22 protein-coding genes are annotated in these 22,190 nt (G+C 61.6%); 11 read left to right on the top strand and 11 right to left on the bottom strand.

Annotated elements, in window-relative coordinates:
- Positions 1 to 4: 4 nt before the first annotated feature.
- Positions 5 to 145, bottom strand: a complete 141-nt coding sequence (locus tag V3W40_RS27555) for a hypothetical protein (RefSeq protein ID WP_162844259.1) — start codon at positions 143 to 145, stop codon at positions 5 to 7.
- Positions 146 to 368: 223 nt separating this feature from the next.
- On the opposite strand from V3W40_RS27555, the gene V3W40_RS27550 reads away from it, so the two are divergent.
- The 5 genes from V3W40_RS27550 to V3W40_RS27530 all read left to right on the top strand — a co-directional run bounded on the left by V3W40_RS27550 (position 369) and on the right by V3W40_RS27530 (position 2,462).
- Positions 369 to 680 (top strand): YXWGXW repeat-containing protein, encoded by a 312-nt coding sequence (locus V3W40_RS27550; RefSeq protein ID WP_330216045.1) that lies wholly within the window; start codon positions 369 to 371, stop codon positions 678 to 680.
- A gap of 31 nt (positions 681 to 711) precedes the next feature.
- The gene (locus V3W40_RS27545; protein WP_065927930.1) at positions 712 to 1,290 is read left to right on the top strand and encodes an RNA polymerase sigma factor; all 579 of its coding nucleotides are present in this window, start codon (positions 712 to 714) and stop codon (positions 1,288 to 1,290) included.
- Positions 1,287 to 1,712: a hypothetical protein gene (locus V3W40_RS27540; RefSeq protein WP_065947733.1), complete on the top strand. Its 426-nt coding sequence runs from the start codon at positions 1,287 to 1,289 to the stop codon at positions 1,710 to 1,712. Before V3W40_RS27545 ends, V3W40_RS27540 begins: the two co-directional genes overlap by 4 nt.
- Entirely contained in the window at positions 1,709 to 2,194 is a 486-nt protein-coding gene (locus tag V3W40_RS27535; protein ID WP_065927928.1) for a periplasmic heavy metal sensor, read from the top strand. Before V3W40_RS27540 ends, V3W40_RS27535 begins: the two co-directional genes overlap by 4 nt.
- Positions 2,195 to 2,288: 94 nt before the next feature.
- A complete protein-coding gene (locus tag V3W40_RS27530; RefSeq protein ID WP_159440245.1) occupies positions 2,289 to 2,462 on the top strand; it encodes a hypothetical protein in 174 nt (57 codons plus the stop codon).
- A gap of 187 nt (positions 2,463 to 2,649) precedes the next feature.
- On the opposite strand, the gene V3W40_RS27525 is transcribed toward V3W40_RS27530, so the two are convergent.
- Positions 2,650 to 3,012 (bottom strand): NUDIX hydrolase, encoded by a 363-nt coding sequence (locus tag V3W40_RS27525; protein WP_065927927.1) that lies wholly within the window; start codon positions 3,010 to 3,012, stop codon positions 2,650 to 2,652.
- Positions 3,013 to 3,139: 127 nt separating this feature from the next.
- Here V3W40_RS27525 and V3W40_RS27520 point away from each other — a divergent pair, with 127 nt between their 5' ends.
- The 3 genes from V3W40_RS27520 (at position 3,140) to V3W40_RS27510 (ending at position 5,543) form a co-directional block, all read left to right on the top strand.
- The gene (locus V3W40_RS27520; protein WP_065927926.1) at positions 3,140 to 4,120 is read left to right on the top strand and encodes a Gfo/Idh/MocA family protein; all 981 of its coding nucleotides are present in this window, start codon (positions 3,140 to 3,142) and stop codon (positions 4,118 to 4,120) included.
- Positions 4,121 to 4,139: 19 nt separating this feature from the next.
- Positions 4,140 to 4,769, top strand: a complete 630-nt coding sequence (locus V3W40_RS27515) for a ribonuclease T2 family protein (protein ID WP_137212909.1) — start codon at positions 4,140 to 4,142, stop codon at positions 4,767 to 4,769.
- Positions 4,770 to 4,955: 186 nt separating this feature from the next.
- Entirely contained in the window at positions 4,956 to 5,543 is a 588-nt protein-coding gene (locus tag V3W40_RS27510) for a LysE family translocator (RefSeq protein ID WP_027606505.1), read from the top strand.
- On the opposite strand, the gene V3W40_RS27505 is transcribed toward V3W40_RS27510, so the two are convergent.
- The 9 genes from V3W40_RS27505 to gloB form a co-directional block, all read right to left on the bottom strand.
- Positions 5,485 to 6,372, bottom strand: coding sequence for an AraC family transcriptional regulator (locus V3W40_RS27505; protein ID WP_065927923.1), 888 nt, complete (start codon positions 6,370 to 6,372; stop codon positions 5,485 to 5,487). The genes V3W40_RS27510 and V3W40_RS27505 overlap by 59 nt on opposite strands.
- A 73-nt stretch (positions 6,373 to 6,445) precedes the next feature.
- Positions 6,446 to 9,892: a hypothetical protein gene (locus V3W40_RS27500; RefSeq protein ID WP_330216044.1), complete on the bottom strand. Its 3,447-nt coding sequence runs from the start codon at positions 9,890 to 9,892 to the stop codon at positions 6,446 to 6,448.
- A gap of 177 nt (positions 9,893 to 10,069) precedes the next feature.
- Positions 10,070 to 11,683: an ABC transporter ATP-binding protein gene (locus tag V3W40_RS27495; RefSeq protein WP_330216043.1), complete on the bottom strand. Its 1,614-nt coding sequence runs from the start codon at positions 11,681 to 11,683 to the stop codon at positions 10,070 to 10,072.
- A 1-nt stretch (position 11,684) separates the two neighbouring features.
- Positions 11,685 to 12,704 (bottom strand): ABC transporter permease, encoded by a 1,020-nt coding sequence (locus tag V3W40_RS27490; RefSeq protein WP_027606501.1) that lies wholly within the window; start codon positions 12,702 to 12,704, stop codon positions 11,685 to 11,687.
- 1 nt (position 12,705) lies between these two features.
- Entirely contained in the window at positions 12,706 to 13,782 is a 1,077-nt protein-coding gene (locus tag V3W40_RS27485; protein ID WP_027606500.1) for a microcin C ABC transporter permease YejB, read from the bottom strand.
- Complete coding sequence (locus V3W40_RS27480; protein WP_330216042.1) at positions 13,783 to 15,627, bottom strand: extracellular solute-binding protein; 1,845 nt, start codon at positions 15,625 to 15,627, stop codon at positions 13,783 to 13,785. It lies immediately after the preceding gene.
- Positions 15,624 to 17,453, bottom strand: a complete 1,830-nt coding sequence (locus V3W40_RS27475; protein ID WP_330216041.1) for an extracellular solute-binding protein — start codon at positions 17,451 to 17,453, stop codon at positions 15,624 to 15,626. The genes V3W40_RS27480 and V3W40_RS27475 overlap by 4 nt, the downstream gene beginning before the upstream one ends.
- A 144-nt stretch (positions 17,454 to 17,597) precedes the next feature.
- Positions 17,598 to 19,013: a lytic transglycosylase domain-containing protein gene (locus V3W40_RS27470; protein WP_092357791.1), complete on the bottom strand. Its 1,416-nt coding sequence runs from the start codon at positions 19,011 to 19,013 to the stop codon at positions 17,598 to 17,600.
- A 98-nt stretch (positions 19,014 to 19,111) separates the two neighbouring features.
- Positions 19,112 to 19,879, bottom strand: coding sequence for a hydroxyacylglutathione hydrolase (gene gloB / locus V3W40_RS27465; protein ID WP_330216040.1), 768 nt, complete (start codon positions 19,877 to 19,879; stop codon positions 19,112 to 19,114).
- Between the two features lie 65 nt (positions 19,880 to 19,944).
- Between gloB and V3W40_RS27460 the strand changes: the two genes are divergently transcribed.
- The 3 genes from V3W40_RS27460 to dnaQ all read left to right on the top strand — a co-directional run bounded on the left by V3W40_RS27460 (position 19,945) and on the right by dnaQ (position 22,023).
- Entirely contained in the window at positions 19,945 to 20,703 is a 759-nt protein-coding gene (locus tag V3W40_RS27460) for a class I SAM-dependent methyltransferase (protein WP_053134936.1), read from the top strand.
- 44 nt (positions 20,704 to 20,747) lie between these two features.
- Positions 20,748 to 21,200, top strand: coding sequence for a ribonuclease HI (gene rnhA, locus V3W40_RS27455; protein ID WP_003173571.1), 453 nt, complete (start codon positions 20,748 to 20,750; stop codon positions 21,198 to 21,200).
- Positions 21,201 to 21,282: 82 nt separating this feature from the next.
- Positions 21,283 to 22,023 (top strand): DNA polymerase III subunit epsilon, encoded by a 741-nt coding sequence (gene dnaQ, locus V3W40_RS27450; RefSeq protein ID WP_176718769.1) that lies wholly within the window; start codon positions 21,283 to 21,285, stop codon positions 22,021 to 22,023.
- The last annotated feature ends 167 nt before the right edge of the window (positions 22,024 to 22,190 follow it).

Here is a 22,190-nt window from a genome sequence, read left to right as displayed (position 1 = left end):
CCAGCTAGCCGATGACAGCATGGCTGGGCGCGTCCACTGCGCCGTAGTAACGCCAGCAGCAATGACGGTGTTCCGGCACGATCACGCAGCCGCTGAGACTGACGATCAGCGCAGCGGCAACCAGCAGGGTAAGTCGACGGTACATGGTGTTTCCTCTTGGTTTGGCCGGGGTTAATCCTTCAACGCGGCGACCGGCGAAAATCCGTCGCAATCCTTTCAGACATTTCATCAAGCCCCGCCAACCCCTGAGCAATACTGGTCTCGCACCCTGCTGAAAAAATCTGCGCAGCCCGCGACGGATTTTTGTGCACGCGCCGTTCAACCCATCAGCAACCTGCACTTTCGCGGGTTGCATGGAGGAGTTGCCAATGAGACCCCAGGCCACATTGCGTTTTGCCTTGCTTGCTCTGCTGGCCCTCGCCGCGTTTGTCAGCACCCCGACGTTTGCCCAGACCGAGATCATTATCCAGCAGGCACCGCCGCCGCAACGTGTGGAAATGATCCCGGCCGAGCGCCCCGGCTATGCCTGGGACCGTGGCCACTGGCGTTGGGAAGGGCGCGGTTATGGCTGGGTACCGGGCCACTGGCAGCCAGTGATGCGTCATGCGCGCTGGGAGCCTGGTCATTGGGAAGCCCATGGCCCCAACTGGTACTGGCGCGAAGGGCATTGGATCCGCTGAACCCTGACCCTTGGCCCTGAGAACTGCCCGATTGAAAGACACTGATCCGGACGTTGAGCTGCTGGCGCGTATCGGCAATAACGAACCTGCCGCCGTCAACGAAATGGTGACGCGCAAGCTCCCGCGTTTGCTGGCGCTCGCCAGTCGGATCCTGGGGGACGCCGACGAGGCCAAGGACGTGGCCCAGGAAAGCTTCCTGCGCATCTGGCGCCAGGCCGCCCACTGGCGTAGTGGCGAGGCGCGTTTCGACACCTGGCTGCACCGGGTCGCGCTGAACCTGTGCCACGACCGCTTGCGGCGGCGCAAGGAGCGCCCGCTGAGCGATGAGGCGGCGGTGGAGGTGGCAGACAGCTCGCCATCGCCTGAAGAGCAACTGGAGACCCAGGACCGCAGTACACGCATGGCCGCCGCGTTGGCGGCCTTGCCCGAACGCCAGCGCGAAGCCATCGTGTTGCAGTACTACCAAGAGCTGTCGAACATCGACGCCGCGGCCCTGATGAATATCAGCGTCGAGGCACTGGAGAGCCTGCTGTCGCGGGCCCGACGCCAGTTGCGCAGCCAACTTGCCGATACACCCGGGCTTGCCCGCCCAGGAAGGGGAAAATCATGACACCCGAACGCTTTGTCTACCTGGCCGACGTCTATGGGGCGGACCTGCGTCGCTGGCCCGCGGCAGAACGGGCAACGGCCCAGGCGCTGCTCGACAACGGCAACGTCCATGCCCGTGTAGCCTTGCAGCAGGCGCGTTGGCTTGACAGCCAGTTGGACAGCCATCACCTGGCGTTCCCCGACCCGGCGTTGGTCCGGCAGATACGCCAATCCGCCCCACGCTCATTCTGGTCACGCTATGCCAACTGGTTATCGCCCGCCGGCCTTGTCGGTGCGGGCATTGCCGGCATCGTCACCGGGATGCTGGTGGCGTCCATGAGCGTGCCGCTGCCGATGTTGTCCTCCGACGTGCTGCCCAGTGTCTTTGATCAGGGCGACGCGGAAGTCGTCTTCAGCGTCAATGCCGAGGAAACCGAACAATGACCACCAGATCCCTGAAGCCGTGGTTGTTTGCCTCGATCCTGCTCAACGTATTTTTGATCGGTGGGGTGGGCGGCGGTCTCTACCATTGGATGGCCAACGCCCGGCCCGCCGAAGCGGTGGTCAACCAGCATGGCCTGCGCCAGGCGATGGTCAAGTTGCCGCCGGAGCGGCGCAGGGAACTGCGCCAACTGCTGCGCCGCAATCGCGACGACAGCCAGCCGCTGATCATGGCCGGGCGTGAGGCGCGGCTGGGGGTGATCAAGCAATTGGAAGCGCCGAGCCTGGATCGTGAGGCGTTGGTAGCGGAACTGGCCAAGGCACGGGAGGCCGATATGGCGCTGCGGGCGTTGGTGGACGGTACCCTCGCGCAGTTCGCCAATACCTTGCCCCAGGATGAACGGCAGCAGCTGGTGGAGGCCTTGTACAGGCGCGGGCAGGCAAAGGCCCAAGCAAAGTTGGCAGGCAAAGAACCTCGGTCGTGAGCAGGCTGATGGAACTGGAAATCTCAAAGTGCCACGAAGGTAGAGCTCAGAGAAACCCGACATTCCGTTGGGTAGAGCAACAAGGTAAAGAACGATGATCGAAAGCTCTAACGTACGTCCCGCGCAGGCTGCTGCTCAACCTAACTCTTTGGATGCAATCACCGATTTCGGCGGCGCACAGCCGGAGGACATGGCAGAGCAAACGCGGGTGAAACGCCCGGGAGAAGAATCGGCAGCAGGAAATGGCCCGTCCCAGATCAGTTTTTGAGTCTTGCCCCCAGCGGTGAGGGGAAGCGCCCTCGCCACTGGTACCTCCGCCTGCCGCCCTTCACCAGGCCATGTGGGTGCCTTTGACACACACAGCGGCTGCCGCGGTCGACAGATCCTTTGTCGAACGGCAGAGAGTAAATGGCCTGGTCTAACGAAGGGGGCTGGATAACAGGTTGGGCGCTGTATTACAGACGCCGGAGAAAGGCTTTGACGATGTGCCGCGTGGCGTCGGTGGTGTCCAGTTGGTCCACGGCGCCATAAGCGTGCCACTGGCAGTCGACGATCTCGTTCAGCGGCCGCGCATCCGCGATATTCACCACCGAGGCTTCAAATACATGGTGCACGGTGTCGTGGGCCTTCAGCTCCTGCAGGTACAGCAGCCCGTCCACGTTCAATCCGGTTTCTTCTTCCAGCTCCCGTTCGGCCGCACCGACCGGGCGCTCGTCCCGTTCCACCTTGCCGCCCGGCAAGGCCCATTTTGACCTGGCCTTGCGCACAAAGAGGATATGCCCCTCGTGTTCGCAAATGACCGTTGCGCGTATTTTCATCGTCTGTGCCCCCGCAGCGGGATGAATGTCATAAAAGTGTAATGCAATTGTCATGCTAAGTGGTTATGGCGTGTCGGCGTGGGGATGTGGATACTGCCTGATTGATGAAAACGGACGAGGAAAACAGATGAGCAGCGTACGTTGGGGCATGATCGGGTGTGGCAGTGTCACTGAATTGAAGAGTGGACCCGCTTTCTACAAAGCGCCAGGTTCGGCGCTGGTGGCCGTGATGGGGCGGCGCGAGGAGGCCGTGCGCGATTATGCATCGCGACATGGGATTGCCCGTTACTACACCGACGCCCAGGCACTGATCAACGACCCCGAAGTGGACGCCGTGTACATCGCCACGCCGCCCGACAGCCACCTGGAATACAGCCTGATGGTGGCGGCGGCCGGCAAGCATTGCTGTGTCGAGAAGCCTATGGCGCTGAACGCCGAACAGAGCGCGCTGATGCAGCGCACCTTCGAGCGCGCCGGGCTGCACCTGTTTGTTTCCTACTACCGGCGCTCGCTGCCACGCTTCCAGCAAGTGCGCGCGTGGCTGCAGGACGGGCGCATCGGCACGTTACGCCAGCTGACCTGGACCCTGTGCAAGCCGCCGGCCGCCGAGGACGCCAGCGCCGCCAACTGGCGCACCGACCCGGCCATTGCCGGTGGCGGCTACTTTGCCGACCTGGCCAGCCACGGTTTCGACCTGTTCCAGTACCTGGCCGGGGATATTGTCGAAGTGGCGGGCTTTACTGCACGACAGGCCGGAAGCTATGCCGCCGAGGACGCCGTGACGGCCTGCTGGACCTTCAGCTCGGGCGCGCTGGGCATGGGCTGCTGGAACTTCGTCGCCGACCGCCGTGAGGACCGGGTCGAATTGATCGGTAGCCGTGGGCGCATCCAGTTCTCGGTCTTCGAAGACCAGCCGCTGCACCTGGAGGGCGAGACCAGCGAGGTGCTGGAAGTGCCATGCCACACGCATATCCAATGGCACCACGTATTGGCCATGAACGCGCATATTCGCGGCGAAGCCGAGCATCCGTCGCTGGCCATCGAGGCGTTGAAGACCGATCGGATCCTGGACAAGGTCCTGCAACGTAATCCCAATCTGCCGGGATGATTTTCCAAGGAATAGCTGAATGAAATACTGGATGGTCCTGTGGCTGGCACTTGCCACAACGGCGATGGCGGCCCCGCGTAGCCAAGGGACGCCTGGGGAATTTGATTTTTATGTGTTGTCGCTGTCATGGTCGCCGACCTTCTGCCTGACGCATCCGGACAACGAGCAGTGTTCGGGCAAGGGCTACGGTTTTGTGCTGCACGGCTTGTGGCCGCAATACGCGCGGGGAGGGTGGCCGGCGACCTGTGCGACGCAATCGCGCTTGAGCCGCGAAGAGATGGACAAAGGCGCGGCGCTGTTCCCGACGCGCTCGCTGCTCACCCACGAATGGGCCAAGCACGGCACCTGCAGCGGGCTGGAACCCTTGGCATACCTGGAGAAAACCGATGCGGCGCTGGGCGTGGTTGCCATCCCTGAGCAACTGCAACCGTTCAACACACCGCCGTCGTTGCCTGCCCGCGAGATCGAGGCGCTGTTTCGCGAAAGTAACCCGCGCATGGGCACCCATGGGCTGGCGGTGATCTGCAAAGGCAAGGTGCTGTCGGAGGTGCGTGTGTGCCTGACCAAGGACCTGGCCTTCGCCGGTTGCCCACGCAGTGTGAAAACCCAATGCCGTGATGGCGAAATCCGCATTCCCACGCAGCGTTGAACGCCGGCATCCACACACCTTTGCCCAAGCCACTGCACTAGGTCGAGATCCTGGCTGAGGATGGGCGGGTGTGTGGCGTCGAAGACTGTGTGATCCACGCCCCAGGGTGATTTTGTTCAATACCGATTTGACCCGGCCTTATACCGTGGAACCCTGTTTACGCCTCATCATAAAAAGGGAACCGCAATGAGCTTGATCATTTCCATGGCCGCCTTCGCCCTGGCCACGTCCATCACGCCGGGACCGGTCAACGTGGTCGCCCTGAGTTCAGGCGCGCGCTTCGGTTTTGTCGCCAGCCAGAAGCATGTGTTCGGCGCTGCCGTTGGCTTTACCTTGCTGTTGGTGCTGATCGGCCTGGGTTTGCACGAGGTGCTGGTGCGCTGGCCCATCCTGACCCAGTTGATCCAGTGGGGTGGGGTGGCGTTCCTGCTGTACATGGCCTGGAAACTGGCGGTGGACGACGGCCAGCTCGACGCGGAGGGCAGCGCGACAGCGCCATCCATGCTCTACGGCGCGATCATGCAATGGCTCAACCCCAAGGCCTGGCTGGCCTGTGTGGCGGGCATGGGCCTGTTTGTGGCCGACGGGGATGGGCGGCAAGTCTGGCTGTTTGCCAGTCTCTACCTGGTGATCTGCTACCTGTCGGTGGCGTGCTGGGCCTATGCCGGGACCTTTCTACGCCGTTACCTGGACAATCCCCACGGCGTGCGCCTGTTCAACCGCTCGATGGCCGCGTTGCTGGTGGCCAGTGTGGGTTATTTGCTGATGGCTTGAGCACCTCGCGGTATTGCCCGGGGGTGGCGGCGAAATGCTGCTTGAAGGTGCGCTGGAAGTGCGCCTGGTCTGCAAAACCGGCGGCGAGCGCTACGTCGGCGATCAACTCGCCCTTGCGCAGCTGGGTGCGGGCAAACTGGATGCGCTGGTTGACCAGGAACGCGTGGGGCGTCAGCCCGTAGTACTGCTTGAAGGCGCGGATCAGGTACGACGGCGACAGTTCGGCCGCCAGGCAGATGTCTTCGAGTTTCAACGCCTCGGTGCAGTGCGCACGGATGTACTCGGCGGCCCGCTCCAGCTTGTGGTTGACCTCGCGCATCGGTGTGGGTGAAGGGTTCAGGCGCTGCTGGACTTCGCTGAAGTAACTCACCAGTGCGCTCTGCTTTTGCAGCAATTCGGCCTGCTCGTTCACCAGCATCCGGTACAACGCCAGCAAGCCGCCGTACAGCAGCGGGTCACGGGTATGCGGCGTATTGAACGGGCGATAACCCTGGTCGGTGCTGAAGCCCAATTGGTACTGCAGCTCGGTCAGCCAGGGCGTGTCGAGGTACAGCATATGATAGGACCAGGGCTGGTCGTGGATAGGGTTGCAGGCATGCACATCGCCGGGGTTCATCAACACCACGGTGCCGGCGCTGATCTGGAATGTATCGGCGCCGTAATGGTAATAGCTGCGCCCGGTGGTGATCGCGCCGATGGAGAAATGCTCATGGGCGTGACGGGTGTAAGTGACCTTGCGCCCGTCGGCGATGGTGCGCGCTTCGATGAACGGCAGGCGCTCGTCGCGCCAGAAGCGCGGTGCGGCGGGGAAAGGGGCGGGCGGTGTCATGGGCGCGACTCCAGGGCAGTCAAGATCAGAAACGGATCGTTGCACAGACCCTGGCGTTTGGGTAGCCGATGGCTTAATAGGGTTTCAGATTGTGCAAACGCTCGTTTCGGCGGTTGTTGATCAGCAGGACCTTTTCCACATTGTTGAGGTTCTGCGTGGACTCACTCAGATCCCGGTGGTTACTGAGCAGGCACTGGTCAACGACCATCCTGGCAATCGCTTCGAGTCGTGCCGATTGCCAGGACTTCGGTATGGGGGCGGGGTCACCCTGGGTATCCGTTATGAGGGTGGCGTCCAGGGGATGGAGCAGGACCTGCGAACTGGCGCCCGCCACGGGTTCGGAACCGGTGAGATAAGCGCTCCAATCGATCTGCAACTGAACAGGGCCTGGGGCGACCGGGTCATTCAGCAAACCGGATGGCGGGTTGGCCAGCTGCGTGACCAGCATCTGCCTGGGAAGCAGTTGCAGCAGGTAGCGATCCCGCTGGTAGCGAACACGCAACAGGCATCCAAAATGTGCGGTGATCATCGTGTCCCGGGCAGCGGGGGACGGTTTGCGCAGCAGGTACAGTTCGATGTTTCCCTGCTCCAGGCTGACGCGCTTGGGCAGCGGCAGGCAGGCCAGCAGGTAGGCAATGCACACGATATAGCTCTCACGGATGGATTCGAGCGCGGCGTGGAAGTTTTCATCAGCGTTGTGGTCCTTGAGCGTTCTCAAGGATGGCGAAAACCTGTTGACACGTACCTGTGGCTGAATCGCCCTCCAGCGTTCAATGTGCTTTAACTCACCGGCCAGATACAGTTCGGCCAGGGAAAAGGAAATATCCTGGGTACTGACTTGCGGATAGCGAATACCGGGTGGAAGGAAGGGCGCCGGCATGAACACGGTTTTGTCCAGGTGAGCGTTATCCGGATAGACCTCACGCAGGTACCTCAATGCCGCCTCCTTCTGATCCGGATAGGGGGTGTGCAGCGATCCGAAGGCATCGTTGAGTGTGCGCTTCTGTTTCTCATAGGTGCGCACGGCGAGCTCGCCTTTAAAGGGCAGGTCCGTGTCCGTCGCATCCACCACGCCATTGGCACGCGCCCAGTCGAGGACGGGATCGACCGTAGGAGGCAGCGCCCAGAATTCCCGGTTGAGCGTCGTGGCAGGGTTATGGACCAGGGTCATGATGTTCTCAAGTGTCATGTACCGGCTGGCGCCAGGGGTTTTCAGCTCGGTGAAATCGACGAACTGCTTGAACACGACCCAGTTCTGGTTACACAGGTAAGGCAAGGTTTCGGGGATGTTGCGCACGAGCAATTGTGGCGCGCTGCCACTGAGCAGCAAATGCGCGGCCAATGGGGCACCCTCCAGCAGCGTCTGGCGCAGGAGGGCTTCAAGATTGCTGCGCACCAGTGCACAGTTGTCACCCCAGTAGTAATCGGTATCGATGGCCAGCCCGCCGACCAGGTTGCGTTGTGTGCCGGCCTGTTCGTCCAGGCTCAGAATCAGCGCGCTGAGCAGCAGTGTTTGTCGACGCTGTTGTGGCGTTGTACCGTGCAGTGCCGCATCGGACCAGATGACGAGGGTGGCCAGGCGCTCGACCAATAGCTGGCTGCGCTGGCTCTGCACCATCTGGTTCAGCAGCATGTCCGCTTCGGCGCGGATCCTGGGGGCGCTCTTGCCCGCCCAACAAAGTTCGCCGAGCCACTTGAACAGGGGCGCTCCATGTGCCTGTGCAAACGCCTGTTGCGCTTCGTATACCTGTTGGCGTTGTGTGCTGGATAAGGTCAGCAATGACGGCTGCGGCTGGCCCAGGCCCTGCCAGTAGTTGCCCAGCCGTGGTGTCGCGGCCCTGACGGCCTTCAGGTAGTGCGCCGCCTGCCGGGCCTGCTCCGCTGTCTTCACTTCGGGCATGTGCAGGAATTTCATCAACTGCTTGAGGGTGGCCTTCATATCGCTGCGCAGCTCGCCACCCAATTGTTTGGCCAGCTCCTGCAAGAGCGTGAGATAGCGCTTTAGCGCTTGACTGGCGACGACATCATCCGTGAGGTTTCTGCGCCTGCCGTCCCTGTCGTCCGCGCCCACGTACCCCTCTTCAGTCAGCAGTACCAGCGCCTTTTCGTCGTCGATACCGCGTTTCACGCAAATGGCGACAAATGATCTGTGCTTGATCATCATCAGCAGTTTTTCGGCGCTCTCCTCCAGCAACTGGTAGAACATCGAGTCAGTGTCCAGCTCGACCGTATCGTCGAGCTCAACCTTTTCATCGGGTTGTTTGCCAGCGCTGACGCGTTCCAACTCTGTCTGCAGGCGATTGAAGTTATTCAGGGCGCTCAGGCTGTTTTGTTTGCGCTTGAGCCATTGCGCATCCTGGGCCGCTTCACTGCAGTACGGCTGCCCAGGCACGGATGACTGGCGCAGGCGCGCGATCAGGGCGTGCACCTCGCTGGCCTGGAGGGGGACCTCGATGGCGTAGAAGTGCATGAGCTCTGCCAGGCTCAGGCTGTTATTGGAGGCCACCTGTTCTCCCAGCAACGACGCATATTGCGCCAGGCGAATCAGCCGACCCGCCACTGGCGCACCGCCCAGGTGTGTACGCAGGCTGATGCTGATCCCCTGGAGCTCTGCGGATGAGGCCCGCAGGGAGTGATCCTCGCCGGAATAAATAAAGTATTCATCGGGACCCAGCGCAGTTGGGAACGTCTGCGTGAACTCGATCGAATTGATCACGCTCTGCAGTAATTGCGCGGCTTCTTTCAAGGTGTGCGCTACGAAAGAGTCAGACCTCAGCGTGAGGCGCTGGCGGTAAGCGAGGTAGCTGTCATGGGGGTCATCCGTGGCTGCCGCGCTGGCCATGCATTGCTCGAGGTTATCGGCCAGTTGCAGCAAATCCAGGTGCTGTGCGTGCATTTCATGGCGTGTCGCCGACTGCGCGCGGCCATTGTCACCCATCGTTGGAAAGGCATGGTAGGCCTGCAGCTCATCGACAATCATCCGCGCCTGGATCTGGTTTTTGGGCAACGTGTAGCCGTAGAACGCCAGCGTCAACTCGAGTGGCAATTCAAACGTACTGTGGCCGTTTGGCAAGTCGATATAGGGCACGCCCAGCTGGTTGGGATCAAGGATCTCGGAGATGTCCAGGATCGGCACGGACACTTCCAGCCAGCCTGGGTCGTCATGAAGATGAAAGGCCCTGGGTGTCATTTGGTCCTCGTGAATGACATTGGCGTGCAGGGAGCTTCCCATGACCTTGATGCTTCGATACTCCAGGTGCCGCGTGTCGGCCCATGCCAGGAACACGCTCTGGTTGATAGCCTTGCCGAACAGCACCATCCATTGGCCAAGCCTGGAGTTGCGGTCGACCGCGATCAACGCGGGAGGCCCCAGCAGAGTCCAATTGTGCGGTAAGGCGGGCGACAGCAGCGCAACCAGGCTGTTGATCAGCTTCAGATCATCCTGGGTGGCAAACAAGACGGGGCTGGCAGGCAGTGGCTCGGTCGCCGCAGCGGCAATCAGCGGGGCAAATTCGTACATGAATGAAGTTCCGTTTCAAGGTTGCCCAAGAAAACGTTCTTGGGCGGAACTTCATGGTCGAGGGTTTTTACCTGGGCTTGATAGCCTGCGCCATCCGGAGTTGCTGTAGGTCGAGTAGGCAGCCACGGTGATCCGATGGCGAGGCACGCCAACGCAGGAGGTGGGCGTGCTCATCGCTCAGAAGCGCTCCGGGCAGGGCACCAGAAAGGCCGCTTCCAGCAGTTGACGCGTATACCCATGCTGCGGATCAGCGAAAATCGCTCGCGCATCGCCTTGCTCCACCACCTGCCCCTGCTTGACCACCATCAGTTGGTGACTAAGCGCCTTCACCACCGCCAGGTCATGGCTGATAAACAGGTAGGTCAGGTTGTACTTGGCCTGCAGGCTGCGCAGCAATTCCACCACTTGCCGTTGCACGGTGCGATCCAGCGCCGAGGTCGGTTCGTCCAGCAGGATCAGGCGCGGCTTGAGCACCAGTGCGCGGGCGATGGCGATGCGTTGGCGTTGGCCGCCGGAGAACTCATGGGGGTAGCGATGACGGGATTCAGGGTCCAGGCCCACCTCCTTGAGCGCCGCGATAATCGCCGCTTCCTGCTCGGCAGCTGTGCCCATCCTGTGGATGCGCAGGCCTTCGCCGACGATCTCGCTGACGCACATGCGTGGGCTCAGGCTGCCGAACGGGTCCTGGAACACCACCTGCATTTCCCGGCGCAACGGGCGCACCTGTTGCTGGGTCAGCGTGTCCAGCTGCTGGCCTTCGAAACGAATCCCGCCCTTGCTGGCAATCAAGCGCAGGATCGCCAGGCCCAGGGTGGATTTGCCCGAGCCGCTTTCGCCGACGATGCCCAGGGTCTGGCCCTGGGGCAGGCTGAAGTTGATCCCGTCCACCGCCTTGACGTAATCGACGGTGTTGCGCAAGAAGCCCTTCTTGATCGGGAACCAGACTTTCAGGTCATCGACTTCCAGCAACGGCGGGCCGACTTCGTTGCCGGCCGGGCCACCGCTGGGTTCCGCCGCCAGCAATTCCTGGGTGTAAGGGTGTCGGGGCGACTGGAACAGCGTCTCGCACTCGGCCTGCTCGACGATGCAGCCTTGCTGCATCACGCAGACGCGGTGAGCAATACGCCGCACCAGGTTCAAGTCGTGGCTGATCAACAGCAAGGCCATGCCCAGGCGTGCCTGCAATTCCTTGAGCAACTCCAGGATCTTCAACTGCACGGTGACGTCGAGGGCCGTGGTCGGCTCATCCGCGATCAACAACTCCGGCTCATTGGCCAGGGCCATCGCGATCATCACCCGCTGGCGCTGGCCGCCGGACAATTCGTGGGGCAGGGCCTTGAGCCGTTTGTGCGGCTCGGGGATACCCACCAGTTCCAGCAGCTCCAGGGTGCGCCGGGTCGCGACCTTGCCGGTCAGGCCCTTGTGCAGGCCGAGCACTTCGTTGATCTGCTTCTCGATGCAGTGCAGCGGATTCAACGACGTCATCGGCTCCTGGAAGATCATCGCGATGCGGTTGCCGCGAATATGCCGCAGGGTCTTTTCCTTCAGGGTCAGCAGGTCCTGGCCGGAATAGGTGATGGTGCCGGACGGATGCCGGGCCAGCGGGTAGGGCAGCAGGCGCAGGATCGAGTGGGCGGTCACCGATTTGCCTGAGCCGCTTTCGCCGACCAGGGCCAGGGTTTCGCCGCGCTTGATATCGAAGCTGACGTTGTTCACCACACGGTGGTGATGCTCGCCCGTGACGAACTCGACGGAGAGGTCGCGGATTTCGATCAGATTGTCCTGATTCATCTCATTTCCTCGGGTCGAAGGCATCGCGAGCGGACTCGCCGATAAACACCAGCAAACTCAACATGATCGCCAGCACGGCAAACGCGCTCATGCCCAGCCACGGTGCCTGCAGGTTGGATTTGCCCTGGGCCACCAGTTCGCCCAGGGACGGCGAACCGGCCGGCAGGCCAAAGCCGAGGAAGTCCAGGGCGGTCAGGGTGCCGATGGCGCCAGTGAGGATAAATGGCATGAAGGTCATGGTCGAGACCATGGCATTGGGCAGGATATGGCGGAACATGATCGCGCCGTTCTGCATCCCCAGTGCCCGCGCCGCGCGCACGTATTCGAGGTTACGCCCGCGCAGGAACTCGGCGCGCACCACGTCCACCAGGCTCATCCAGGAAAACAGCAGCATGATCCCCAGCAGCCACCAGAAGTTCGGCTGCACGAAGCTGGCGAGGATGATCAGCAGGTACAGCACCGGCAAGCCCGACCAGATTTCCAGGAAACGCTGCCCGGCCAGGTCGACCCAGCCGCCATAGAAACCCTGCAAGGCGCCGGCGATCACGCCGATGATCGAACTGAGCACCGTCAACGTCAGGGCAAACAGCACCGACACACGGAAGCCGTAGATCACCCGCGCGAGCACATCGCGGCCCTGGTCATCGGTACCCAGCAGGTTGACGCGCGAAGGCGGCGCGGGGGCCGGTACCTTCAGGTCGTAGTTGATGCTCTGGTAGCTGAACGGGATCGGCGCCCACAGGGTCCAGGCGTCCTTGGCCTTGAGCAGTTCCTGGATATACGGGCTCTTGTAGTTGGCTTCCAGGGGGAATTCGCCGCCGAAGGTGGTTTCCGGGTAGCGCTTGAGCGCCGGGAAATACCAGTCGCCGTCGTAGTGCACCGCCAGTGGCTTGTCGTTGGCGATCAGCTCCGCGCCCAGGCTCAGCCCGAACAGGATCAGGAACAGCCACAGCGACCACCAGCCACGCTTGTTGGCCTTGAACCGCTCGAACCGGCGGCGATTGAGGGGGGATAGATTCATCTCAATGCTCCCGGCTGGCGAAGTCGATACGCGGATCGACCAGGGTGTAGGTGAGGTCGCCGATCAGTTTCACCACCAGCCCCAGCAGGGTGAAGATAAACAGCGTGCCGAACACCACCGGGTAGTCGCGGTTGATTGCTGCTTCAAAGCTCATCAGGCCCAGGCCGTCGAGGGAGAAGATCACTTCCACCAGCAACGAGCCGGTGAAGAAAATCCCGATGAACGCCGACGGGAAGCCGGCGATCACCAGCAGCATCGCGTTACGGAACACATGGCCGTAGAGCACGCGGTGGTTGGTCAGGCCCTTGGCCTTGGCGGTGATCACGTATTGCTTGTTGATCTCATCGAGAAAGCTGTTCTTGGTCAGCAGGGTCATGGTCGCGAAGTTGCCGATCACCAGCGCGGTGATGGGCAGCGCCAAGTGCCAGAAGTAGTCGAGCACCTTGCCGCCCCAGCTCAACTCATCGAAGTTGTTGGACGTGAGCCCGCGCAAGGGGAACCAGTCGAAATAACTGCCGCCGGCAAACACCACGATCAGCAGGATCGCAAACAGGAACGCCGGGATCGCATAGCCGACGATGATTGCCGAGCTGGTCCACACATCGAAGTGGCTGCCGTGTCGCGTGGCCTTGGCGATCCCCAGGGGGATCGACACCAGGTACATGATCAGCGTGCTCCATAACCCCAGGGAGATGGATACCGGCATCTTTTCCTTGATCAGGTCGATGACCTTGGCGTCACGGAAGAAGCTGTCGCCGAAATCCAGCCGGGCGTAGTTCTTGACCATGATCCATAAGCGTTCCGGCGCCGACTTGTCGAAGCCGTACATCTTTTCGATTTCCTTGATCAGCGCCGGGTCCAGGCCCTGGGCGCCACGGTAGCTGCTGGAACCGGCCACCGAGACCTCGGCACCGCCGCCGGCAATGCGGCTGGTGGCGCCTTCAAAGCCTTCGAGCTTGGCGATCATCTGTTCCACTGGGCCACCGGGGGCGGCCTGGATGATGATGAAGTTGATCAGCAGGATCCCGAACAGCGTCGGGATGATCAGCAACAGGCGGCGAACAATATAGGCCAGCATTTAATCGCCTCCGCTCGCCGCATCGGCGTTGGTGTCGGTAGTCGTTTCCAGGGTGACGGCAGGTTTTACGTTGGGTTTTGCCCACCAGGTGGCGGTGCCCACGTCATAGCGTGGCGGGGTTTTCGGATGGCCGAGGTGGTCCCAGTACGCCACGCGGAAGGTCTTGATGTGCCAATTGGGGATCACGTAGTAACCGAACTGCAGCACACGGTCCAGGGCCTTGGCATGGGCGATCAGGCTTTTGCGCGAGTCGGCGTCGATCAGTTCTTCCACCAACTGGTCGACCGCCGGATCCTTGAGGCCCATGTAGTTGCGGCTGCCGGGTTTGTCGGCACTGGAAGACTTCCAGAATTCCCGCTGTTCGTTACCCGGCGAAGTGGATTGCGGGAAGCTGCCCACCATCATGTCGAAGTCCCGGGAACGCACACGGTTGACGAACTGCGAAACGTCCACCCGGCGGATCACCAGGTCGATGCCCAGGTCCGCCAGGTTGCGCTTGAACGGCAGCAGGATGCGCTCGAACTCGGTCTGGGCCAGCAGGAACTCGATGGTCACCGGTTTGCCCGTGGTGTCGACCATCTTGTCGTCGACGATGCGCCAGCCGGCCTCCTGCAGCAATTGGTAGGCCTCGCGTTGCTGGGTACGGATCATCCCGCTGGCGTCGGTCTTGGCGGGCTCGAAGGCCTGGGTAAAGACTTCGGCCGGGATCTTGTCGCGCAGGGGTTCGAGGATCTTCAGCTCATCCGGGCCGGGCAGGCCGGTGGCGGCCATTTCGGAGTTTTCGAAGTAGCTGCGGGTGCGGGTGTAGGCGCCGTTGAACAGCTGTTTGTTGCTCCACTCGAAGTCCAGCAACAGGCTGATGGCCTTGCGCACGCGCACATCCTGGAACATCGGCTTGCGCGTATTGAACACAAAACCTTGCATGCCGGTAGGGTTGCCGTTGGGGATTTCTTCCTTGATCAAGCGGCCCTCGGTCACGGCCGGAATGTTGTAGGCGTTGGCCCAGTTCTTGGCGCTGAACTCCAGCCAGTAGTCGAACTGCCCGGCCTTCAACGCCTCCAGGGACACGGTGCTGTCGCGGTAGTAGTCGGTGATGCGGTTGTCGAAGTTGTAGAAACCCTTGGTGACCGGCAGGTCCTTGGCCCAGTAGTCCTTGACCCGCTCGTAGCGGATCATGCGCCCGGCCTTGACCTCGGCCACCTTGTACGGCCCGCTGCCCAGGGGCACCTCCAGGTTGCCCTTGGCAAAGTCCCGCGTGGCCCACCAATGCTTGGGCAGTACCGGCAGTTGCCCGAGGATCAGCGGCAATTCGCGGTTGTTGGTGCGCTTGAACTTGAACAGCACCCGCAGCGGGTCTTCGGCGACCACTTCATCGACATCGGCGTAGTAGGTGCGGTAGATCGGCGAGCCTTCCTTGATCAATTCCTGGAAGGTGAACACCACGTCTTCGGCACGGATCGGGTGGCCGTCGTGGAACCGCGCTTCGGGGCGCAGGTAGAAACGCACCCAGCTGTTGTCCGGGGCTTTTTCGATCTTGCCGGCGACCAGGCCGTATTCGGTGATGGGTTCGTCCAGGCTCTGCATGGCCAGGGTGTCGTAGATCAGGCTGACGTTGTCGGCCGGCACGCCCTTGCTGATAAACGGGTTGAGGCTGTCGAAGCCGCCCATGCTCGACTCGCGGAAGGTGCCGCCCTTGGGCGCGTCCGGGTTGACGTAGTCGAAGTGCTTGAAGTCGGCGGGGTATTTCGGCGGCTCGTTGTACAGCGTCAGTGCGTGTTGCGGGGCGGCGTGGGCCGTGGTGCACAGCAACAGGCTGCCGAGCAGTACGTTGCGCAAATACATCATTGGGCTTTCTCCGAAGCTTTCAGCCACCATGCGCTCAGGCCCAGGCTGTAGGGCGGCGTGGTGACAAAGGCGAACCGGTTGCGGTACGCCAGGCGATGATAGTTGAGGTACCAGTTGGGAATGCTGTAGTGCTGCCACAGCAGCACCCGGTCCAGGGCGCGGCCGGCGGCCAGTTGTTCTTCGCGGGTCTGCGCCGCCAGCAGTTGTTCCAGCAGGTGATCGACAACGGGGTTGGCGATGCCCGCATAGTTCTTGCTGCCCTTGATCGCGGCCTGGCTCGAGTGGAAGTACTGCCACTGTTCGAGGCCGGGGCTCAAGGTCTGGTTGAGGGTGATCAGGATCATGTCGAAATCGAATTGATCCAGGCGTTGCTTGTACTGGGCGCGGTCGACGGTGCGCAGGCGTGCGTCGATGCCGATGCTGATCAGGTTCTCGACATAGGGCTGCAGGATGCGCTCCAGGTTGGGGTTGACCAGCAGGATCTCGAAGCGCAGCGGTTGCCCGTCCTTGTTGAGCAGGCGTTGGCCCGACAGCTTCCACCCGGCTTCGCCCAGCAGCGCCAGGGCGCGGCGCAGGGTTTCGCGGGGGATGCCGCGCCCATCGGTCTGGGGCAGGCTGAAGGCTTGGGTAAACAGGTTGGGCGGCAGCTGGTCGCGGTAGGGGGAGAGCATCAGCCATTCATGGCCGGTTGGAACCCCGGCAGCGGCGAATTCGCTGTTGGGGTAATAGCTGAGCGTGCGTTTGTAGGCGCTGCTGAACAGGGTGCGGTTGGTCCACTCGAAGTCGAACATCAGCCCCAGGGCCTCACGCACCTTGGTCTGGCTGAAGGTCGGGCGCCGGGTGTTCATGAACAGGCCCTGGCTTTGGGTCGGGATCTGGTGGGCGATCTGCGCCTTGATCACTTCGCCACGGTTCACCGCCGGGAAGTTGTAGCCATTGGCCCAGTTCTTGGCCTGGTGCTCGATATAAATGTCGAACTCGCCGGCCTTGAACGCTTCGAAGGCCACGTCGCTGTCGCGGTAGAACTCCACCTCGACCTTGTCGTAGTTATAGAAGCCCTGGTTGACCGGCAAGTCCTTGCCCCAGTAATCCTTGACCCGTTCGAACACCAACTGGCGTCCAGGGGTGACCTTGCTGATGCGGTACGGCCCGCTGCTCAGGGGCGGTTCGAAGGTGGTCGCCTTGAAGTCGCGGTTTTTCCAATAGTGCTGGGGCAATACCGGCAACTCGCCCAGGCGCAGGATCAACAACGGGTTGCCGGCGCGCTTGAACACAAAGCGGATGCGGTGACGGTTGAGGATGTCCACCCGTGCCACTTCCTGCAGGTTGGTGCGGTATTGGGGGTGGCCTTCGGTCAGCAGGGTGCGATAGGAAAACGCCACATCATAGGCCGTGATCGGCTTGCCATCGTGGAAGCGCGCCTGCGGACGCAGGTTGAACACGACCCAGCTGCGGTCCTCGCTGTATTCCACCGACTGGGCAATCAGCCCGTAGCTGGAGGTGGGCTCGTCGCCGGACGGCGCGTACTGGCCGGTGCCGACCATCAACGGCTCGTTCAGCTCATTGACGCCGTATTGCAGGAAGTTGGGGGTGGAAACCGGGCTTGAACCCTTGAACGTGTAGGGGTTGAGGGTATCGAAGGTGCCAAATGCCATGACCCGCAAGGTCCCGCCTTTCGGCGCTGCAGGGTTTACCCAATCGAAGTGGGTGAATTTGGCCGGGTACTTGAGCGTGCCGAACTGCGTGTAACCGTGGCTCTCGGTTATTGCCGCGTTCGCACCAAAGCTCAAGGCCAGACTTATTAGTAGAAGGAGGGGACGCTTCAAGTCAGGGATCCGATCCAGGCGGCTTGGGCTTTATGATCGGTACAGTAACAGCTTGTTCCGGATGGAAAAAGCCAGTCGGGATGATGTAGAACCAATGTGGGAGCAAGCTCCCTCCCACATTGGTTCTCCGGGGTTCTTGAAACCTTAGCGCGGCCCGGAAACCACCAGCATCTGCCCAGGCTTCAGCGCCTGGCCAGTACGCGGGTTCCAACGCTTGAGATGTTGCATCTCGACGTTGAAGCGCTTGGCGACGATGTACAGCGAGTCGCCTTTCTTGACCTTGTACTGCACCGGCTTCTTGCTGTCGGCCTTGGCCACCAGCTTGCGGGTGTCCTGCATCACCAGGGTCTGGCCGACCTTGAGGGCCTGGCCGTTGAGTTTGTTCCAGCGCTGCAGGTCATGCACATCGACCTTGTTCGCCTTGGCGATCAGCGTGAGGTTGTCGCCACTGCGCACCTTGTAGCTGCGGGTGCGGCCGGCCACCCGAGCAGTCTCGACTTCGTCGAACACCTGCTTTTTCGGGCGCATCGCCAGCAATTCTTCCGGCTTCATCGTCGAAAGGGTGCTGGTGAGCAATTGTGCCTTGGAGCTCGGCACCAGCAGGTGCTGCGGGCCATCCAGGGTGGTGCGTTGCTTGAGCGCCGGGTTGAGCTGGAACAGTTCGTCTTCGTCGATCTCGGCCAGCGCGGCAACCCGCGACAGGTCCATGCTTTGCTTGACCTCGACCACTTCGAAGTACGGCGTGTTGGCAATCGGGTTCAGGTTGACGCCATAGGCCTCGGGGGCCAGCACCACCTGGGACAGCGCCAGGAACTTGGGCACATAGTCCTTGGTTTCCTGGGGCAGGGGCAGGTTCCAGTAGTCGGTGGGCAGGCCGAGCTTCTCGTTGCGCTCGATGGCCCGGCTCACCGTGCCTTCGCCGGCGTTATAGGCGGCCAGGGCCAGCAGCCAGTCGCCGTTGAACATGTCGTGCAGACGAGTCAGGTAGTCCAGGGCGGCGGTGGTGGAGGCGGTGATGTCGCGGCGGCCGTCGTAGGCGCGGGTCTGGCGCAGGTTGAAGTAGCGCCCGGTGGAGGGGATGAACTGCCACAGGCCGACGGCATCGCTGCGCGAATACGCCATCGGGTTGTAGGCACTTTCGATCACCGGCAGCAGCGCCAGCTCCAGGGGCATGTTGCGTTCTTCAAGGCGTTCGACGATGTAATGAATGTAGAGGCTGCCGCGTTCACCGGCGTTCTCCAGGAAGGACGGGTTGCTGGCGAACCACAGGCGCTGTTGCTCGATACGCGGGTTGACGCCCACGTTGTCCTGCAATTGAAAGCCGCGGCGCATGCGTTCCCACACGTCCTGGGGCACTTCTGGAGCAGGCTTCTCTGAAAGCCAGATGACGGGTTTCTGCTTGATCTTGGCGGCAAGGTTGGGCTTGGGTTGCACGGTGGATTGTGCGGCGAAATTTGTCGATTGGCAGCCCGCCAGCGTGGCGGACACAGCCACCGCCACAGCTTGAGCCAGGCGGGTCAATGCGTCTGAATGGTTGGATTTACGAATAGATGACGACATTGGCTGGAAGTAAGTTCCGGGCAAAAATGTCGGGCGATTCTAGAAAGCACTTTGGTTCCGGTCAACCATTCAGAAATTACGTATCAGATTGCGTCCCTTTAGAACTTATCTTTCCACGCCCTCAAGCTAGCAAATACCTCGGCCCCAGAGCGGTTGTCACGGCCATTCCGTTCGTCCGCTTTTTGTTTAACGGATGTTTCAGAGGTGCGCAGGAAGGGGTTGGTACGCTTTTCCAGGGCCAGGTTGGAAGGCAGCGTCATCTCGCCGCGGGCCCGCAGCTGACGGACGTTTTCCACCCGTTCGGAGATGTCGGCATTCTGCGGTTCCACCGCCTGGGCAAACTTGAGGTTACTTTGTGTGTATTCGTGGGTGCAGTACACCAGGGTATCGGCGGGCAGGGCGGCCAGGCGCTCGAGGGAGGTGTGCATCTGTTCCGGCGTGCCTTCGAACAGGCGGCCACAACCGGCGGCGAACAGGGTGTCGCCACAGAACAGCACGCCCTGGTGGTAGAAGGCGATATGGCCTAGGGTGTGGCCGGGCACGGCATAGACGTCGAAGTCCCAGCCCAGCACGCTGATGCGGTCGTTATCCCGCAGGGCGATGTCCCGCGCCGGGATCATCTCGTTGGCCGGACCATACACCTTGGCGTCGCTCACACCCTTGAGTTGCTCGACACCGCCGACATGATCGTGGTGATGGTGGGTAATCAGGATGTCGCTGAGGGTCCACGTCGGGTTTTGCTCGAGCCAGGCCAGTACCGGCGCGGCATCGCCGGGATCGACCACGGCACACCGTTGGGTCTGCGGGTCCTGCAGCAACCAGATGTAGTTATCGGTGAAGGCGGGCAGGGCACTGATCTGTATCATTCTTCGATTCGCCAAGCTGAACACATTGGTGCATCTTAGAACGTCTAGGCGAGTTGGAGAATGCAATGACTGATAAAGCGTTCGCCCAGGCCGATCCTGAGTGGCTGGCCCTGATCGGCGCAGCCCGTGAATGGCTGTCCGGGCCCATCGGGCAATTTCTGCTGGATGAAGAACGGCGCATGCTCGAAGACGAGTTGGGTCGTTTCTTTGGCGGCTACCTGGTGCATTACGGTCCGTCGGCCCAGACCCCGCCCGCCGCGCCCCAGGTGCAACGCAACGTGCGCCTGGGCGCGCCCTTGCCGGGGGTGGAGATTGTCTGCGAAGAACAGGCCTGGCCATTGAGCGAGCACGCCGCCGATGTGGTGGTGTTGCAGCATGGCCTGGATTTCTGCCTGTCGCCCCACGGTCTGCTGCGTGAAGCGGCGAGCAGCGTGCGCCCTGGTGGCCATTTGCTGATTATCGGCATCAACCCTTGGAGCAGCTGGGGCCTGCGCCATGTGTTCGCCCATGATGGCCTGCGTCAGGCGCGCTGCATCTCGCCATCACGGGTCGGGGACTGGCTGAACCTGCTGGGCTTCGCGCTGGAGAAACGCCGCTTCGGGTGCTATCGTCCGCCGCTTGCCTCGGCCAAGTGGCAAGGCCGCCTGGCCGGTTGGGAACGCCGCGCGGGCGCCTGGCAACTGTCGGGTGGCGGCTTCTATTTATTGGTGGCGCGCAAGATCGTGGTCGGGTTGCGGCCGGTGCGCCAGGTGCTGCGCCAGCCCATGGGCAAACTGGTGCCGATGCCGATGGCCAAGGTCAACCGCAAGCAAAGCGAACCGTAGAACTTTTTTGATTTCAGACCTGCCCGTCTTGATGGATGTAACCGATGACCGATAGCGTAGAACTCTTCACCGATGGCGCCTGCAAGGGCAACCCCGGCCCCGGCGGCTGGGGCGCCTTGCTGGTGTGCAAGGGCGTAGAGAAGGAGTTGTGGGGCGGCGAAGCCAACACCACCAACAACCGCATGGAACTGATGGGCGCCATTCGCGGCCTGGAAGAACTCAAGCGCCGCTGCAACGTGCTGCTGGTCACCGACTCGCAATACGTGATGAAAGGCATCAACGAGTGGATGGTCAATTGGAAGAAGCGCGGCTGGAAGACCGCGGCCAAGGAGCCGGTCAAGAATGCCGACCTGTGGCAATTGCTCGATGAGCAATGCAACCGCCATGACATCACCTGGAAATGGGTGCGCGGGCACATCGGCCATCCGGGTAACGAGCGCGCCGACCAGCTTGCCAATAGAGGTGTGGACGAAGTGCGGGGCTACAAGCAGAGCTGATGCTGGTTGACGTGTTAACATCGCGCTCCTTGACTCACACCACACTGCACACCACACCGTTGAGAGCTGAACCCTGATGGCCATCCGATCTGTTGTACTCGATACCGAAACCACCGGCATGCCGGTGACCGACGGCCACCGGATCATTGAAATCGGCTGTGTCGAACTCATGGGTCGGCGCCTCACCGGTCGTCACTTCCACGTCTACCTGCAACCGGACCGCGACAGTGACGAAGGCGCCATCGGCGTCCACGGCATCACCGACGAGTTCCTCAAGGGCAAGCCGCGTTTCGCCGAAGTGGCCGATGAGTTCTTCGAATTCATCAACGGCGCCCAGTTGATCATCCATAACGCGGCGTTCGACGTCGGCTTCATCAATAACGAATTTGCCCTGATGGGGCAGACGGATCGTGCGGATATTTCCAAGCACTGCTCGATCCTCGACACCTTGATGATGGCCCGTGAGCGTCACCCGGGCCAGCGCAACAGCCTCGATGCCTTGTGCAAACGTTATGGCGTCGACAACTCCGGCCGTGAACTCCACGGCGCCTTGCTCGACTCCGAGATTCTCGCCGACGTTTACCTGACCATGACCGGCGGGCAGACCAGCCTGTCCCTGGCCGGCAATGCCTCCGACGGCACTGGCTCGGCGGAAGGCTCGGGCAACCGCCCTTCGGAAATCCGCCGCCTGCCGGCCGATCGCAAGCCCACCACCATCATTCGCGCCAGCGAGCAGGATCTGGCCGAGCATGCGGCGCGGTTGGAGGCTATTGCGAAGTCGGCGGGTGCGCCGGCGTTGTGGACCCAGCTAACACAACAATAGCCCTGCGTAGGTATGATCAAAATGTGGGAGGGGGCTTGCCCCCGATAGCGGTGTATCAGCCAATCAAATATGAGCTGGCATACCGTCATCGGGAGCAAGCCCCCTCCCAGGGTTGACCTCCATTGCTTTCAGAATCTTCATTCGCGTCATCGTCCCCGAGCTTCTAC

Origin of the sequence: Pseudomonas sp. AM8 (assembly GCF_036346475.1) — a bacterium.
Taxonomy (GTDB): Bacteria; Pseudomonadota; Gammaproteobacteria; order Pseudomonadales; family Pseudomonadaceae; genus Aquipseudomonas; species Aquipseudomonas marginalis.
This window is presented reverse-complemented; position numbering and strand designations above follow the sequence as displayed.